The organism is Mycobacterium colombiense (assembly GCF_003284935.1).
In the GTDB taxonomy this organism is placed as follows: Bacteria; Actinomycetota; Actinomycetes; order Mycobacteriales; family Mycobacteriaceae; genus Mycobacterium; species Mycobacterium arosiense_A.
In genome coordinates, this window is the sequence record NZ_QMEV01000052.1 from 14,779 (window position 1) to 31,542 (window position 16,764).

15 protein-coding genes are annotated in these 16,764 nt (G+C 68.3%); 9 read left to right on the forward strand and 6 right to left on the reverse strand.

Going from position 1 to position 16,764, the window contains the following annotated elements; translation table 11 throughout:
* Positions 1 to 79 precede the first annotated feature (79 nt).
* Genes DQP57_RS19845 through nuoN form a run of 8 tightly spaced genes read left to right on the forward strand, consistent with a single transcriptional unit; the run spans position 80 to position 10,538 of the window.
* Complete coding sequence (locus DQP57_RS19845) at positions 80 to 2,494, forward strand: NADH-quinone oxidoreductase subunit G (RefSeq protein ID WP_112634425.1); 2,415 nt, start codon at positions 80 to 82, stop codon at positions 2,492 to 2,494.
* A 5-nt stretch (positions 2,495 to 2,499) separates the two neighbouring features.
* Positions 2,500 to 3,771, forward strand: a complete 1,272-nt coding sequence (nuoH, locus tag DQP57_RS19850) for an NADH-quinone oxidoreductase subunit NuoH (RefSeq protein ID WP_165821853.1) — start codon at positions 2,500 to 2,502, stop codon at positions 3,769 to 3,771.
* Positions 3,764 to 4,309: an NADH-quinone oxidoreductase subunit NuoI gene (nuoI, locus tag DQP57_RS19855; protein WP_112634427.1), complete on the forward strand. Its 546-nt coding sequence runs from the start codon at positions 3,764 to 3,766 to the stop codon at positions 4,307 to 4,309. The genes nuoH and nuoI overlap by 8 nt, the downstream gene beginning before the upstream one ends.
* Positions 4,306 to 5,124, forward strand: a complete 819-nt coding sequence (locus DQP57_RS19860) for an NADH-quinone oxidoreductase subunit J (RefSeq protein ID WP_112634428.1) — start codon at positions 4,306 to 4,308, stop codon at positions 5,122 to 5,124. Before nuoI ends, DQP57_RS19860 begins: the two co-directional genes overlap by 4 nt.
* Positions 5,121 to 5,420, forward strand: a complete 300-nt coding sequence (gene nuoK / locus DQP57_RS19865) for an NADH-quinone oxidoreductase subunit NuoK (protein ID WP_007772892.1) — start codon at positions 5,121 to 5,123, stop codon at positions 5,418 to 5,420. The genes DQP57_RS19860 and nuoK overlap by 4 nt, the downstream gene beginning before the upstream one ends.
* A 10-nt stretch (positions 5,421 to 5,430) precedes the next feature.
* The gene (nuoL, locus tag DQP57_RS19870; protein WP_112634429.1) at positions 5,431 to 7,317 is read left to right on the forward strand and encodes an NADH-quinone oxidoreductase subunit L; all 1,887 of its coding nucleotides are present in this window, start codon (positions 5,431 to 5,433) and stop codon (positions 7,315 to 7,317) included.
* Positions 7,318 to 7,365: 48 nt separating this feature from the next.
* Entirely contained in the window at positions 7,366 to 8,952 is a 1,587-nt protein-coding gene (locus DQP57_RS19875) for an NADH-quinone oxidoreductase subunit M (protein ID WP_165821852.1), read from the forward strand.
* Positions 8,949 to 10,538: an NADH-quinone oxidoreductase subunit NuoN gene (gene nuoN / locus DQP57_RS19880; protein WP_112634431.1), complete on the forward strand. Its 1,590-nt coding sequence runs from the start codon at positions 8,949 to 8,951 to the stop codon at positions 10,536 to 10,538. The genes DQP57_RS19875 and nuoN overlap by 4 nt, the downstream gene beginning before the upstream one ends.
* 22 nt (positions 10,539 to 10,560) lie before the next feature.
* On the opposite strand, the gene DQP57_RS19885 is transcribed toward nuoN, so the two are convergent.
* From DQP57_RS19885 to DQP57_RS19905, 5 genes are all read right to left on the reverse strand, one after another.
* On the reverse strand, positions 10,561 to 10,953 hold the full coding sequence (locus tag DQP57_RS19885) for a hypothetical protein (RefSeq protein WP_240631819.1): 393 nt from the start codon (positions 10,951 to 10,953) through the stop codon (positions 10,561 to 10,563).
* Between the two features lie 64 nt (positions 10,954 to 11,017).
* Positions 11,018 to 12,277 (reverse strand): DUF58 domain-containing protein, encoded by a 1,260-nt coding sequence (locus DQP57_RS19890; protein WP_112634433.1) that lies wholly within the window; start codon positions 12,275 to 12,277, stop codon positions 11,018 to 11,020.
* 7 nt (positions 12,278 to 12,284) lie between these two features.
* A complete protein-coding gene (locus DQP57_RS19895) occupies positions 12,285 to 13,262 on the reverse strand; it encodes an AAA family ATPase (protein WP_112634434.1) in 978 nt (325 codons plus the stop codon).
* Positions 13,263 to 13,281: 19 nt separating this feature from the next.
* Entirely contained in the window at positions 13,282 to 13,764 is a 483-nt protein-coding gene (locus tag DQP57_RS19900) for a hypothetical protein (protein ID WP_112634435.1), read from the reverse strand.
* Positions 13,761 to 14,714: a DUF4129 domain-containing protein gene (locus DQP57_RS19905; RefSeq protein WP_112634436.1), complete on the reverse strand. Its 954-nt coding sequence runs from the start codon at positions 14,712 to 14,714 to the stop codon at positions 13,761 to 13,763. Before DQP57_RS19905 ends, DQP57_RS19900 begins: the two co-directional genes overlap by 4 nt.
* Before the next feature lie 166 nt (positions 14,715 to 14,880).
* On the opposite strand from DQP57_RS19905, the gene DQP57_RS19910 reads away from it, so the two are divergent.
* Positions 14,881 to 16,266, forward strand: coding sequence for an HNH endonuclease signature motif containing protein (locus DQP57_RS19910; RefSeq protein WP_112634437.1), 1,386 nt, complete (start codon positions 14,881 to 14,883; stop codon positions 16,264 to 16,266).
* Here the strand turns inward: DQP57_RS19910 and DQP57_RS19915 are convergent.
* Positions 16,263 to 16,764 (reverse strand): SDR family NAD(P)-dependent oxidoreductase (locus DQP57_RS19915; protein ID WP_133259271.1); only part of this gene is annotated, 502 nt, incomplete at its 5' end. The genes DQP57_RS19910 and DQP57_RS19915 overlap by 4 nt on opposite strands.

Below are 16,764 nucleotides of genomic sequence, written 5' to 3' on the forward strand. Positions count from 1 at the left end.
AGCGGGGGCACCACCCGCTTGCGGGGGACGAAGCGATGCGGGGGTCCCTCCCGCTTGCGGGGGGAGAGGAGCGGCGCTCATGACTAGTGCGGCCAAGACCGAGACCGGTGACGAGGTCCGTCCGCCGGACATGGTGACGCTGACCATCGACGGCAACGAGATCAGCGTTCCCAAGGGAACTTTGGTGATCCGCGCTGCGGAACTGATGGGCATCCAGATCCCGCGGTTCTGCGACCACCCGCTGCTCGAGCCGGTCGGCGCGTGCCGGCAGTGTCTGGTCGAGGTCGAGGGGCAGCGTAAGCCGATGGCGTCGTGCACCACGGCCGCCACCGACGACATGGTGGTGCGCACCCAGCTCACGTCGGAGGCCGCCGACAAGGCCCAGCACGGCGTGATGGAGCTGCTGCTGATCAACCACCCGCTGGACTGCCCGATGTGCGACAAGGGCGGCGAATGCCCGCTGCAGAACCAGGCAATGTCCAACGGCCGCACCGATTCTCGTTTCACCGACGTCAAGCGCACCTTCGCCAAGCCGATCAACATCTCCTCGCAGGTCCTGCTGGACCGCGAGCGCTGCATCCTGTGCGCGCGCTGCACGCGATTCTCCGAGCAGATCGCCGGCGACATCTTCATCGACATGCAGGAACGGGGCGCCCTGCAGCAGGTCGGCATCTACGCCAACGAACCGTTCGAGTCCTACTTCTCGGGCAACACCGTGCAAATCTGCCCGGTAGGCGCGCTCACCGGAACCTCGTACCGGTTCCGGGCCCGTCCCTTCGACTTGGTTTCCAGTCCCAGCGTCTGCGAGCACTGCGCATCCGGGTGCGCCCAGCGCACCGACCACCGCCGCGGCAAGGTGCTGCGCCGGCTGGCCGGCGACGATCCCGAAGTCAACGAGGAGTGGAACTGCGACAAGGGCCGGTGGGCGTTCACCTACGCAACCCAGGCCGACGTGCTCACCACTCCCCTGATCCGCGACGCCGACGGCTCGCTGCAACCAGCCTCCTGGTCGCACGCGATCGCCGTCGCGACGAAGGGCCTCGAGGCCGCGCGCGGCCGCACGGGAGTGCTGGTGGGCGGCAGGGCGACGTTGGAAGACGCCTACGCCTACTCCAAGTTCGCGCGAATCGTGCTGGATACCAACGATATCGACTTCCGCGCCCGCCCGAGTTCGGCCGAGGAGGCCGACTTCCTGGCCGCCCGGATCGCCGGGACGCCGATCACCGTCAGCTACGCCGAACTGGAATCGGCGCCGGTCGTCGTGCTGGCCGGCTTCGAGCCCGAAGACGAATCACCCATCGTGTTCCTGCGGTTGCGCAAGGCGGCCCGCAAGCACGGCCTGCCGGTGTACGCGATCGCGCCGTTCGCCACCCGCGCGCTGACCAAGATGTCCGGCCGCTTGATCAAAACCGTTCCGGGCGCCGAGGCTTCGGCGCTGGACGGGTTGGCCACCGGTGAGGTGGGCGACCTGCTCTCCACCCCGGGCGCGGTCATCATGGTCGGCGAACGGCTTGCCTCGGTGCCGGGCGGATTGTCGGCCGCTGCCCGGCTCGCCGACACCACCGGCGCCCGCCTGGCCTGGGTGCCGCGCCGCGCCGGTGAGCGGGGCGCGCTGGAGGCCGGGGCGCTGCCGGGGCTGTTACCCGGTGGCCGCCCGGTCGACGACGAGACCGCCCGGGCCCAGGTTGCCCAGGCATGGAACGTGTCCGAATTGCCCTCCGGCACTGGACGTGACGCGGACGCGATGCTGGCCGCCGCCGCCGACGGAACGCTGGGCGCGTTGCTGGTCGGCGGTGTCGAGCCCGACGACTTCACCGATCCCGCAGCGGTGCTGGCGGCGCTGGACGGCGTCGACTTCGTGGTCAGTTTGGAGCTGCGGCACAGCGCCGTCACCGCACGCGCCGACGTGGTCTTCCCGGTCGCGCCGACGACGCAGAAGGCGGGCGCATTCGTCAACTGGGAGGGCCGCTTCCGGCCGTTCGCAGCGGCGCTGCGCAACACTCAGGACGCCAGCCAATCCGACCACCAGGTGCTCGACACGCTCGCCGACGAAATGGGCGTCTATCTGGGAATGTCCAGCCTCGAGACGGCCCGCGAAGAACTTGCCGCCCTGCGGAACTGGGACGGCAAGCGCACCGCGAACCCGGACGTCGCCGCCCCGCAGCCCGCCCAGCCCGCCGCGGGTGAGGCGGTATTGGCCGGCTGGCGGGCGTTGCTGGACAACGGCCGAATGCAGGACGGCGAGCCGCATCTGGCGGGCACCGCGCGCAAGCCCGTGGCTCGGCTGTCGGCCGACACGGCCGCCGAGATCGGCGCCGCAGACGGCGACGCGGTCACGGTCAGCACGTCACACGGGTCCGTCAGCCTGCCGCTGGTGATCACCGACATGCCCGACCGGGTGGTGTGGCTGCCGGTGAACTCGCCCGGCTCGGCGGTGCACCGCCAACTCGGCGTATCGGTCGGCAGCACAGTCAAGATCGGAGTTGGCTCATGACCGGGTTGACCGCATTCGGGCACGACACCTGGTGGCTGGTGCTCGGCAAGGCACTGGCGATCTTCGTGTTCCTCATGCTCAACGTGCTGGTGGCGATCCTGCTCGAACGCAAGATCCTGGGCTGGATGCAGCTGCGGCCCGGCCCCAACCGGGCGGGGCCGTGGGGGGTGCTGCAGAGCCTGGCCGACGGAATCAAGTTGGCGCTCAAGGAGACCATCACCCCGGGTGGGGTCGACAAGTTCGTCTACTTCGCGGCGCCGGTCATCTCCACGATCCCGGCGTTCACCGCTTTCGCGTTCATCCCGTTCGGTCCGGTGGTGTCGGTGTTCGGCCACCGCACGCCGCTTCAGCTGACCGACCTGCCCGTCGCGGTGCTGTTCATCCTCGGTCTGTCGGCGATCGGCGTGTACGGAATCGTCTTGGGCGGTTGGGCTTCCGGGTCCACCTACCCGCTGCTGGGCGGGGTGCGCTCCACCGCCCAGGTCATCTCCTACGAGGTGGCGATGGGCCTGTCGTTCGCGGCGGTCTTCCTCTACGCGGGCTCCATGTCGACGTCACAGATCGTCGCCGGGCAGGACCGGGTCTGGTACGTGTTCCTGCTGCTGCCGTCGTTCGTGATCTACCTGATCTCGATGGTCGGTGAAACCAACCGGGCGCCTTTCGATTTGCCCGAGGCCGAGGGTGAACTGGTCGCCGGCTTCCACACCGAGTACTCGTCGCTGAAGTTCGCGATGTTCATGCTCGCCGAGTACGTCAACATGATGACGGTCTCGTCGCTGGCCACCGTCCTGTTCTTCGGTGGCTGGCACGCGCCGTGGCCGTTGAACATGTGGGCCGGCGCCAACGCCGGATGGTGGCCGGTGCTGTGGTTCACCGCGAAGATGTGGACCTTCCTGTTCGTCTATTTCTGGCTGCGGGCCTCGTTGCCCCGGCTGCGCTACGACCAGTTCATGGGGCTGGGCTGGAAGCTGCTGATCCCCGCTTCGCTGGTGTGGGTGCTGATCGCCGCCGTGATCCGCACGCTGCAGAACCAGGGCTACGCGCACTGGACCCCGATACTGGTGGCCAGCAGCGTCGTGTTCGCCACGGCGCTCGTGCTGTTGCTGCGAAAACCGTTCAGCGCGCCGGGTATTCGCGCGCTGGAGAAACAGCTGCGCCGCGAGGCGAAGAAACTGCCATCCGCAGCGATCCCCGCACCGGTATTCCCGACACCGCCGCTGCCGGGGCAAACCCAGAAGTCCCTGGCGGCTGCGAGCAAGGAGGAAGCACGTGGCTAAATTCTTGGACGCCGTGGCCGGATTCGGCGTGACGTTCGGATCGATGTTCAAAAAGAATGTCACCGAGGAGTACCCGGAGAAACCGGGCCCCGTCGCGCCGCGCTATCACGGCCGCCACCAGCTCAACCGCTACCCCGACGGCCTGGAGAAGTGCATCGGGTGCGAACTGTGCGCCTGGGCCTGCCCGGCCGACGCGATCTACGTCGAGGGCGCGGACAACACCGAGGAACTCAGGTATTCGCCCGGCGAACGCTACGGCCGGGTCTACCAGATCAACTATCTGCGGTGCATCGGCTGCGGCCTGTGCATCGAGGCCTGCCCGACACGGGCGCTGACGATGACCAACGACTATGAGATGGCCGACGACAACCGCGCCGACCTGATCTACGAGAAGGACCGGCTGCTGGCGCCGCTGCTGCAGGACATGCTCGCGCCGCCCCACCCGAGGACCGCCGGCGCCACCGACAAGGACTACTACCAGGGCAATGTGACCGCCCACGGGTTGCGTGAGACCGAGCAGGCCGGAGACTCGCGGTGAGCGGATTGACCGGCCACGCCGTCGCCGTAGCGTCCAGTTTTGCCAACGACACCATCGTGCGAACCTCCACCGGCGAAGCGGTCGCCTTCTGGGTGCTGGGCGTCCTGGCCGTGCTCGGCGCGATCGGGGTGGTCACCGCCGTCAACGCCGTGTACTCGGCCATGTTCTTGGCGATGACCATGATCATCCTGGCGGTCTTCTACATGATCCAGGACGCCCTGTTCCTGGGTGTGGTTCAAGTCGTGGTTTACACCGGCGCGGTGATGATGCTGTTCCTATTCGTACTGATGCTCATCGGTGTGGATTCCGCGGAGTCGCTCAAGGAGACGCTGCGCGGTCAGCGCGTCGCCGGAGTGGCGGCCGGTATCGGGTTCGGCATCCTGCTCATCGCCACCATCGGCAACATCGCGACCGGCAGTTTCGCCGGCCTGACCACTGCGAATGCCAACGGCAACGTGGAAGGGCTGGCGGCGCTGATCTTTTCGCGGTACCTGTGGGCGTTCGAGTTGACCAGCGCGCTGCTGATCACCGCGGCCGTCGGCGCCATGGTGCTGGCGCACCGCGAGCGCTTCGAGCGCCGCAAGACGCAGCGCGAGCTGTCCCAGGAACGGTTCCGGCCGGGTGGACATCCCACGCCGATGCCGAGCCCCGGCGTCTACGCCCGCCACAACGCGGTCGACGTGGCCGCGATGCTGCCGGACGGGTCGTACTCGAAGCTTTCGGTGTCGCCGATACTGCAAAGCCGCGGCGCCGACGGCAAGAAGACCCCGTCCACCGAGCCGAGCCCGAGTCTCTCCCAAGGCGGTACGTCGTGAATCCGGCCAATTACCTGTATCTTTCGGCCCTGCTGTTCACCATCGGCGCCTCCGGCGTGCTGTTGCGCCGCAACGCCATCGTGATGTTCATGTGCGTGGAGCTGATGCTCAACGCGGTCAATCTCGCGTTCGTCACGTTCGCGCGAATGCACGGCCACCTGGACGGGCAGATGATCGCGTTCTTCACGATGGTGGTCGCCGCCTGCGAAGTGGTTATCGGCCTGGCCATCATCATGACCATCTTCCGTACCCGCAAATCGGCGTCCGTCGACGACGCGAATCTACTCAAAGGCTGAAGACGCCAACATGACTCAATACACTCCGCTGCTGGTGGCGCTGCCATTGGCGGGCGCCGCAATCCTGCTCTTCGGCGGGCGACGCACCGACCGGTGGGGTCATTGGTTGGGCTGCGCCACCGCCCTCGCGGCATTCGGGGTGGGCCTGAGCCTGCTGAGCGAGCTGCTCGGCCGCGCCGCCGACGACCGCGTCATCCACCAGAAGGTGTTCAGCTGGATCCCCGTCGGCGGACTCCAGGTGGACCTCGGGCTGCAAATCGACCAGCTGTCGGTGTGTTTCGTCCTGTTGATTTCCGGCGTCGGCTCACTGATTCACATTTATTCGGTGGCCTACATGGCCGAAGACACCGACCGCCGAAGGTTTTTCGGCTACCTCAACCTGTTTCTGGCGTCGATGCTGCTGCTGGTCGTCGCCGACAACTACGTGGTGCTCTATGTCGGCTGGGAAGGCGTCGGCCTTGCGTCCTACCTGCTGATCGGGTTCTGGTACCACAAGCCGACGGCGGCCACCGCGGCCAAGAAGGCGTTCGTGATGAACCGGGTCGGCGACGCCGGGCTGGCCCTGGGAATGTTCTTGATGTTCAGCACTTTCGGCACGCTGTCCTACGCCGGGGTCTTCGCCGGCGCGCCGGGGGCCAGCCGCGGTGCGCTGACAGCCATGGGATTGCTGTTGCTGCTGGGCGCCTGCGCCAAGTCCGCCCAGGTCCCCCTGCAGGCGTGGCTGGGTGACGCCATGGAGGGCCCCACCCCGGTGTCCGCGCTGATCCACGCCGCCACCATGGTGACCGCCGGCGTGTATCTGATCGTGCGGTCCAACCCGCTGTACAACCTGTCACCCGACGCGCGACTGGCCGTGGTCATCGTGGGCGCGGTCACGCTGCTGCTCGGGGCGTTCATCGGGTGCGCCAAGGACGACATCAAGCGGGCGTTGGCGGCCTCGACGATGAGCCAGATCGGCTACATGGTGCTCGCGGCCGGCCTCGGCCCGGCCGGCTACGCCTTCGCGATCATGCACCTGCTCACCCACGGCTTCTTCAAGGCCGGGTTGTTCCTCGGCTCCGGCGCGGTGATTCACGCGATGCACGAAGAGCAGGACATGCGCCGCTACGGGGGACTGCGTGCGGCGCTGCCCATCACGTTCGTCACCTTCGGCCTGGGCTACCTCGCGATCATCGGCGTGCCACCCTTCGCGGGCTACTTCTCCAAGGACGCCATCATCGAGGCGGCGCTGGCCTCCGGTGGCATGCAGGGTTACCTGCTGGGCGGCGCCGCGCTGCTGGGCGCCGGCGTCACCGCGTTCTACATGACCCGCGTGATGCTGATGACGTTCTTCGGCAAGAAGCGCTGGGGTCCCGGCGCCCATCCGCATGAGGCGCCCGGCCTGATGACGTGGCCGATGATCCTGCTGGCCGTCGGCTCGGTGTTCTCCGGTGGACTGCTGGCGGTGGGCGGCACCCTGCAGCGCTGGCTCGAGCCGGTCGTCGGAAAGCACGAGGAAGTGACCCACGCGTACCCGGTGTGGGTCAGCTCCGCGCTGGCGCTGGGCGTCGTGGTCATCGGCATCGCGGTGGCCTACCGGTTGTATGCGAAGGCCCCGATCCCCCGGGTGGCTCCGCTCTCGGTCTCGGCCCTGACGACGGCGGTACGCAACGACTTCTACGGCGATGCCTTCAACGAAGAGGTGTTCATGCGCCCCGGTGCGGCACTGACCCAGGCGCTCGTCGACGTGGACAACGCCGGTGTCGACGGCTCGGTCAACGGGCTGGCGGCGCTGGTGAGTGCGACGTCAAATCGGCTGCGGGGGTTGCAAACCGGCTTCGCCCGCAACTATGCACTGTCGATGCTGACGGGCGCCGTGCTGGTGGTCGCGCTGATCCTGGCGGTGCGGCTGTGGTGAACCGGCCCGCGACCATGCAGCCAGAAGCGATGACGAGGAGCGGCGCTGGTGAATAACGTTCCATGGTTGAGCGTGCTGTGGCTGGTGCCGCTGGCTGGCTCCGTACTGATCATCCTCACGCCGCCCGGCCTGCGACAGCTCGCCAAATGGACGGGCCTAGTCTTCGGCGTCGCGACCCTGGCCGTGGCGATCGTCGTCACCGCCGGGTTCAAATCCGGTGGAGCGCCCTATCAATTCGTCGAAAGCCATGAGTGGATCCCGGCGTTCGGCGCCGGCTACACCCTGGGCGTCGACGGCATCGCGGTGGTGCTGGTGCTGTTGACCGCGGTGCTGATCCCGGTGCTACAGGTGGCCGGCTGGAACGACGTTGGCGAAAGCAACCCCCGCGGTGTACACGCGTACGTCGCGCTCACGCTGGCCATCGAATCCATGGTGCTGATCTCAGTCGTCGCCCTCGACGTGTTGCTGTTCTACGTGTTCTTCGAGGCCATGCTCATCCCGATGTACTTCCTGATCGGCGGCTTCGGCGGTGGGGTCGGTAGGTCGCGCGCGGCCGTGAAGTTCTTGTTGTACAACCTGTTCGGCGGGCTGATCATGCTGGCCGCGGTGATCGGGCTGTACGTGGTGACCTCGCAGCACGGTTCGGGCACCTTCGACTTCCGCGAGATCGTGGCCGGCGTCGCCTCCGGCCGCTACGGCGCGGAATCCGCGGTGTTCAAGGCGCTGTTCGGAGGCTTCATGTTCGCGTTCGCGATCAAGGCCCCGCTCTGGCCGTTCCACCGCTGGCTGCCCGACGCCGCCGTCGAGGCCACCCCGGCGACGGCCGTGCTGATGATGGCGGTGATGGACAAGGTCGGCACCTTCGGCATGCTGCGTTACTGCCTACAGCTGTTCCCCGGCGCCTCAACGTATTTCCGGCCGCTGATCGTCGTGCTGGCGGTCATCGGGGTGATCTACGGCGCGATCGTCGCCATCGGCCAGACCGACATCATGCGGCTGATCGCCTACACCTCGATCTCGCACTTCGGATTCATCATCCTGGGCATCTTCGTCATGACCAGCCAGGGGCAGAGCGGGTCGACGCTGTACATGCTCAACCACGGCCTGTCCACGGCGGCGGTCTTCCTGATCGCCGGGTTCCTGATATCCAGGCACGGCAGCCGCGCGATAGCCGACTACGGCGGCGTGCAGAAGGTGGCGCCCGTACTGGCGGGCACCTTCCTGGTGTCGGCCATGGCCACCCTGTCACTGCCGGGTCTGGCGCCGTTCATCAGCGAATTCCTTGTCCTGTTGGGAACTTTCAACCGGTACTGGCTGGCGGCCGCATTCGGGGTCACCGCGCTGGTGCTCTCCGCCGTCTACATGCTGTGGCTCTACCAGCGGGTGATGACCGGCCCGGTCGCCACGGGCAACGAGAAGATCGGCGATCTGCGCGCCCGCGAATTGATCGTCGTCGCACCGTTGATCGCGCTGCTGCTGGTGCTCGGCATCTATCCCAAGCCGGTGCTCGACATCATCAACCCCGCCGTCGAGAACACCATGACCACTATCGGCCAGCACGACCCCAAGCCCACCGTCCCGGTGGCAACACCGCGGCCGGCCGACCTACCCCGGACCGCCGAAGGACCGCGATGACCCTCCCTACCCCGAGCATCCAGTACTTCCTGCTGTGCCCGACGCTCATCGTGTTCGGCGTCGCCGTGGTGGCCGTCCTCGCAGAGGCGTTCGTGCCGAGGCGAATTCGCTACGCGGCACAGGTGGCGCTCGCGCTGGGCGGCTTGGTCGCGGCGTTCGTCGCCGTCATCGCCGTGAGCCGCTCGATCCCGGCCTCGGGACGCGCCGCCGTGTTGGGCGCCATGGCCATTGACCGCCCGACGCTGTACCTGCAGGGCACCGTGCTGCTGGTCGCGGTGATGGCGGTCATCTTCATCGCCGAACGCACACAGGCCCGGGCGGACAGCAAGGTTTCCGTGGGCGTCGGCACGGCCGGTTCGGGCGGCCTGGACTCCATTACCCCGCAGGCGTCGGCGGTGCCCGACAGCGATGCCGAGCGGGAGGCCGAGCGGGCCGGAGCCGCCCAGACGGAGCTGTTCCCGCTGGCGCTGCTGTCGGTCGGCGGCATGATGGTCTTCCCCGCGTCCAACGACCTGTTGACCATGTTCGTCGCGCTGGAAGTGTTGTCGTTGCCGCTGTACCTGATGTGCGGTCTGGCCCGTCATCGCCGCCTGCTGTCGCAGGAAGCCGCGATGAAGTACTTTCTGCTGGGCGCGTTTTCGTCGGCGTTCTTCCTCTACGGCGTGGCGCTGCTCTACGGCGCCACCGGCACGCTGCTGTTGACCGGCATCCGCGATGCGCTTGCCACCCAAGGCGATACGTCGATGGCGCTGGTCGGTGTGGCGCTGCTGGCGGTCGGTCTGCTGTTCAAGGTCGGCGCCGTTCCCTTCCATTCGTGGATTCCCGACGTGTATCAGGGCGCGCCCACCCCCATCACCGGGTTCATGGCGGCCGCCACCAAGGTCGCGGCTTTCGGTGCGCTGCTTCGGGTTATCTACGTCGCACTGCCGCCCCTGCACGATCAGTGGCGCCCGGTGCTGTGGGCCATCTCCATTTTGACGATGGCGGTGGGCACCATCACCGCGGTGAACCAGACCGACGTCAAACGCATGCTGGCCTACTCGTCGGTCGCCCACGTCGGATTCATCCTGACCGGCGTCATCGCCGACAACCACACGGGCCTGTCCGCCACGCTGTTCTATCTGCTGGCGTACAGCTTCAGCACCGTCGGCGCGTTCGCCATCGTCGGCCTGATCCGCGACGCCGACGGCGTCGAGGACGCCACGCTCTCGCACTGGGCGGGACTGGGGCAGCGCTCACCCATTGTGGGCGTGATGTTTTCGATGTTCCTGTTGGCCTTCGCCGGGATCCCCCTGACGAGCGGATTCGTCAGCAAGCTCGCCGTGTTCAAGGCCGCCGCCCAGGGTGGTGCCGCGCCGCTGGTGATCGTCGGTGTGGTCGCGAGCGGGGTGGCCGCGTACTTCTACGTGCGGGTGATCGTGTCGATGTTCTTCACCGAAGCGACCGAGGACACGCCGCACGTGGTGGCGCCGGGCATCTTGAGCAAGGCCGCGATCGCGGTGTGCGCCGCGATCACCGTGGTGCTGGGCATCTTCCCGCAGCCGCTGCTCGATCTGGCCGACCAGGCCGCCCAGCTGCTGCACTGACCCGGCGCCCGTCGGCAGCGGTTTAGTTCATGAACGGCCGGACGGCCAGTAGGTAGATCAGCAGCGCCGCCAGCGGGGCGAGCAACGGCAACCACGGCAATTGCAGGGGGAACGACGTCGCCACCAACCCGGCGATCGTAAACCCCACGGCGCCAAGCGCGGTCGGCCAGCTGTCCAGCACCACCAGCGCGGACGCGCCGGCCGCATGACGGCATACCAGGTAGGCGGCGGCGCACACACCGGACAGCGCGACGAGTATCACCGGCGGGCCGGACAGCACGACGGTGACGGCCGCCAACAGCACGGCAACCGTGGCGGCCCGGCGGAATACGATGCCAGCCGCGACCGCGATGAGCGCCGCCACCCATGCGGCGATCGCGGGTTCGTGCCAGCCGTCGGCGGCCAGCCCCACCATGAGCAGGCCGAAGGCCGTCGCGAACGCGGGCGCGCCCGCCCGTGCCAGCGCCCCGGCGTCGCCGTCAGCCACGGAGCCTCCCGCGCACCCGCCGTCGCCGATCCGGCAACACACCCATCGACTGCTCCAAACCGCTCGCGGCGGGCCAGGACACGATATCCACGCCGATGGTGGCCATGTCGCGATACATCGCGGAGCGCTGCAACGCCCACATCCGATCCACCAAGGGATCCTGTTCGTCTTCGAACGGCGAACTGTCCAGGATGTCGACGGCCAGCACCACATGGCCCCGCTTGCGCAGATTGATCAGGGCCAAGGCGAATTCGGTGTCGAGCAGCGTGGAGAACGCGATGACGATTGCCCCGGCGGGAACCGCCGCGCGCGGCGCCAACGTGCCCGTGGTGTGTTCGAATTGGTCACCGGCGCGAAGCACGGTGTCGAGCACCCGATAGAACTGGCGCTGCCCGATGTCGGCTCCCAGCCAACGCGGGTGGTTGCCGCCGAGGGCCACGATGCCGGCCCGGTCACCGTGGCGCAGCGCGGTTTGCACCACTTGCGCCGCACCGCGAGCGACGCGTTCGGTGGCCTCGGTGGCCGGCCCCGCCGGCTGCCGGTAGCCGTCGATCAGCACCACCACGTCGGCGGCGCGGTCGGTCAACCGCTGCGTCACGTGTAGTTGGCCGCGGCGCGCACTCACCGGCCAATTCACCGCGCGCAGTTGGTCGCCGGGCACGTAGGGACGAATGTCGGCGTATTCCACTCCCGGACCGATGTGGCGGGTCAGGTGGGCACCCAGGCGGTCGAGCAGCTCGGTCTGCGGGATGGGCGTCGGCTGCGGCGGCGTCAGCGGGAACACGATGACCTCGGCGGCCCCGACGACGGCCGTTCCGGTGAGCAGCCCACCGCGGGCGACGACATCGATGCGGACCCCGATCGAATACCGCCCCCAGCGCCGCGCGGTCGACGTGACCGTTTTCGCTTGATCCCCATCGGATTCCGCGACGTCGAGCTCCATCCCCGCTATGTCTGGGATCGTCAGCCGCACCGCCGCGGCCCCGTCGTCGTCCGTCAACCACACCCTGATGCGCGCCTGCTCGGTTTCGAAGCACCGCTGGGTGTCGGGTTCACCGTGCACCCGAACCGTCGGAACCGGCCGCTGCCAGCTGATCGAGCACAGCACGCCCAGCAGCGGCGCCGCGAACGCGATCAGCTGCCACCGGCCGCCGATCACGGCCGCGGCCATCGCGAATCCCGCGCAGGTGGCGATCGCTCGCGTCAATTCCGATGCCCGCCAGCGAAACTCGACCCCGTCGCCGTGGGTCACGCGGGGCTCATCCGCTCTCGCCGGCACTGGCACCGGTACGGGGCACCGGCAGCCGGTGCAGCAGTTCCGCGATGACGTCGGCGCCCTGGATTTTGCGCACCCACATCTCGGGGCGCAAGGTGATGCGGTGCGAGACCGCCGCGATGGCAAGCGCCTTCACGTCCTCGGGGATGACGTAGTCGCGGCCGAGCAGCAGCGCGCGGGCGCGGGCGAGCTGAACCAGATCGAGTTCGGCGCGGGGGCTGGCCCCGACCGCGACCTGCGGATGGTGCCGCGTGGCGTTGGCCAGCGACACCACGTAGTGCAGGACGTCTTCGTGCACGGTCACCTGCTCGACCGATTCGCGCATGGCCAGCAGGTCGTGGGCGTCCACCACCTGGTTGACCGTCGGCTCGGCCGAACCGCGTTCGAGGCGGCGGCGCAGCATCGACGTCTCGTCCCGCTCGTTGAGATACCGCAGCTCCAGCCGGATCGCGAACCGGTCGAGTTGCGCCTCGGGCAGCGGATAAGTGCCCTCGTACTCGATCGGGTTGTCGGTGGCCAGGACGATGAAAGGCTTTGGCAGCTGGTGTGTTTCGCCGTCGATGCTCACTTGCCCTTCGGCCATCGCCTCCAGCAGGGCCGCCTGGGTTTTCGGCGGCGTGCGATTGATCTCATCGGCCAGCAACAAGTTGGTGAAGATGGGGCCGGGCCGGAACGCGAAGCGGCCGGACTGCATGTCGTAGATCGTCGAGCCCAGCAGGTCCGCGGGCAGCAGGTCCGGCGTGAACTGCACCCGGGTGAATTGCAGCCCCAGCGCCGCGGCAAAGGATCTCGCGATCAGCGTCTTGCCCAGGCCGGGCAGGTCTTCGATGAGAATGTGACCGCGAGCCAGCACCGTGGTGAGGATGAGCCGCAGCGCGGCTCGCTTCCCCACCACCACGCGTTCTATCTCGTCGAGAATCGCTTCGCAGTGTGCGGTCGTGGTGGCGGCCGGCAGCGTCATGTTCGGATCGCGCCTCCTGTCATACCTGCTCGAGCTTTTGCAGAATCTCTTGCAGCGCCGCACGGCCCGGGCCGGGTTGGCGATCACCGCCGCGCGTGACGTTGTTGGGATTGACCCATTCCCACAGCTCCACACCGAAGATCATGCGCCCGGTTGCGTGGTACGCCGCGGAGTCCTTGGATTGCCTTTGGCCCGTTGTCATCTCGTACCGGCGGGCGAGCATCGGGCGCAGATGGCGGTCCCAGTCGGCCCGGGTCGACTCCGACCACCGGATCGTCGTCTCGGTAGTGGCGAGCCAGCGTCGCAACGAATCCCCGAGATCGTCGGCGTCCGCCTCCCCCTCGGCATCGAAACCCCGCCCCAGCGCACGACGCAGGGTCAGCAACACCAGCGCCAGCCCCGCACCGGACGCCGCCAGCACCAAGCGCCGATCATGCTGCGTCAGCGCCAACAGTTCGATGCCGATGATAAACCAAATGCCCAGCGTCGTAGTCTTTTTCATGCGGGACTCCGCGAACCCAGCTCGTCGAGGACCAACCGGAGGACGCCCACGGCGACGTCGCGGTGGCCCTCGTTCATCACGTGCGGGCTGAACCGCGCCTCGGCGAACAGGTTCACCAATTGGACGGCGTTGTCGGCGTGCAGGGCGTGGTGCTCGACCGCGCGTGCCAGCACCTCGGTCGGGGTGTCGAATTCCTGGGGGACGGCGCCGGGAACATGTGCGAGTTCACGTTCCATCGCGGCGTAGCAGGCGATGATCGCCTCGCGCGGTTCGCGGCTCAGGTCGGTCATCTCGGCCAGACCTCGTTCGGCCGCCCGCGCCAGTGACTCCGAACGCGCCGGCGCCGGCGCGGGCTCCGCCGGTTCGTCGGCGACGCCGGGCACCGCCGGACGCCAACGCCGCCGTGCCGTGGTGACGGTACCGGCGACGAACAGCACCAGCATCGCGACCGTGCAGGCGAGCAGGATCCCCAGCATGTTCTGCGAGCCGTCGCGGGGGCGGTGCTGACGTTGCTGCGGCGGGGGCGGTGCGGACGGATTCGCCGGCGGCGCCGCGCCGCTATCGGGTGGTGAGGGGGCGGGAGCGACGCTGTGACCCAGGAGCCGGGCCAGCAGCATCACGGCCAGCAGCCAGGCCACGATCACGGCGAGCCCGATCAGCAACACGCGCCAGCTCGGCCGCCCCCGACCGGTGCCCAACATGTCGGACACCGCACCGGCGGTCGGCGCGGCGGCGCGCGGGTCTCGCAACCGCGCGACGACGGCGATCGCGATCAGGGCGAGCGACACGGCCAGGGTCGCTACCACGAGGGCCAGCGCCCCCCGCCCGCCCGACTCGCTGCGCACCGCGTCGTGGCGAGCGGGAAGGTAGCCGTGCAGGGCGGCGGCGACCACGAGCAGCAGGACGATCAGGGCGACGACTCGCCCTGTCGGCTTGTCTATACCAGGCATTGGCACACCGCTCGATTGGTTGTTGCGGCACTGGCTTTCCTCATACTTGCACGTCAAGCGGCCCCAGGCCAGGACTGGCGTGGCCGCTTATCCACAGTCGGCAGTTCATCCACAAATGCCACGCGGGCGCTGCTGATTCGAACACAGGTTCGATACCGTGGCGGGTGTGGGACCTCTGGTGAATGCGGAACAGGCGCGGCAGCGAATCCGCTCGGCGCTCGACGCGATCGACGCTGCCCACGAGGTGTTGCGCCAGACCCCGTCGGACGCGGTCACCAACGCCTTTCGGGTCGACGTCGCCGACCGCCTCGAGGCCCAGGACCGCGCCAATCGCGGCATGATGTACCGGATTTTCGGCGAAATCGCCGACCCGCCGGGCGGCGTGGCGTGCGTGCCCGCGGTGCGCGCCACGCTGTGGGCGCGACTACGCATCACCCCGAAGGAAGTCGCGCGCCGCTTTCGGCTCGCCGCACGCCTCCGGCCGCGCCGCGCGCTGACCGGGGCGGTCCTGGGACCCGAACTGCCGGCCCTGGCGGAGGCGGTGGCCGCCGGTGCGGTGGGTGAGGACCACATTCGCGCCGTGTGCGCCGCCGTCGACATGTTGCCCTCTTGCGTTTCGCCCGTCGATGTCGCGGACGCCGAGCGCACGCTGGTACGGCACGCGACCAAGCTCGACGCCGCGGTGGTCACCAAGCTGGGCCACCGGATTGCCGACTATCTCAATCCCGACGGCCGCTTCACCGACGTCGATCGGGCCCGCCGCCGCGGTGTGCGGCTGGGCCCGCAGGGGCCCGACGGGATGTCGCGGCTCTCCGGCCTACTGGATCCCGAGGCCCGGGCGTACTTCGAAGCCCTCGAAGCTGCGGTCCGGCCCGGTCGCCATCAGAGCCCCGACACCGATCCCGAGGAGCGCGATGACCGCACGCCGGCCCAACGCTGCCACGACGCGCTCAAGCTGGGTCTCGAAATCGCCATCGCCTCCGGCGGTCTCGGGGCGCACCGCGGGCTGCCCGTAACGGTGATCGCCACGACCACGCTGGCCGAACTCGACCGAGCCGCGCACGCAGCCGTCGACTCGTCGGTCCCGATGCCCGCGCCGGCGCACACCGGCGGTGGTTCACGGCTGCCGATGCCGGATCTGATCCGCATGGCCGCCAAGGCAATTCACTACCTCGCGGTGTTCGATGACCACACCGGCCGGCCGTTGTACCTAGGGCGCCAAAAGCGCGTCGCATCGGCGGATCAACGGCTGGTGTGCTACGCCCGTGACCGCGGCTGCACCCACCCCAACTGTCTCGAACCCGGCTATCACTGCGAGGTCCACCATGCGCGCGAATGGGCAGACGGGGGCCCGACCGATGCCGACAACCTGTTCTTCGCCTGCGGATCCGACCACGGCGCGGTGGGCCGAGGCGAATGGCGCACCACGGTGGCCGGCAACGGGCGACTCGGCTGGACCGACGGCAAGGGTCCGCCCGAGGTGAACCACGCGCACCATCCCGACGAGCTGCTGCGCGGCGACCCCGACCCGCCTGAAGGCGAGTGGGTTTAGTCAGGCGTGAAGGGCCGGAAACTGCCGTCGAGGACCTGGAGGTGACCGATGGTGCGGCCGGTGACCTTGCTCGGATCGACCAGGGCCAGTTCGACTGCCGCACGGGCGAATTCGTCCTCCGGGGAGGTGTCATCGAAGGCGCGGGCATAGTAGGACAGCCCCGGGGTGAGGATCGGCTTGGACGGTGACAGCGCATTGACCGCGATGTTGTGGTCGGTCAGATCGAAAGCGGCGCACTGGGTCAGGTGCTCGAGCGCGGCCTTGGATCCGCCATACCCGGGCAGCACGCCACCGCTGCGGTCGGCGTACGGGCCATCACCGGGCAGTCGCGACGCGACCGAGGTGATGTTGATGATCGAGCCGCCGCCCGCCTCGATCATGTCGGGGCACACCATCTGCATCAGCTCGTAGGCCGCGAACACCGCGACCTCGAAGTGCCGGCGGTACGCGTGCAGGGGCGTGCTGGCGAATCCCGGCCAGCCGGGCTTGGCGGCACCG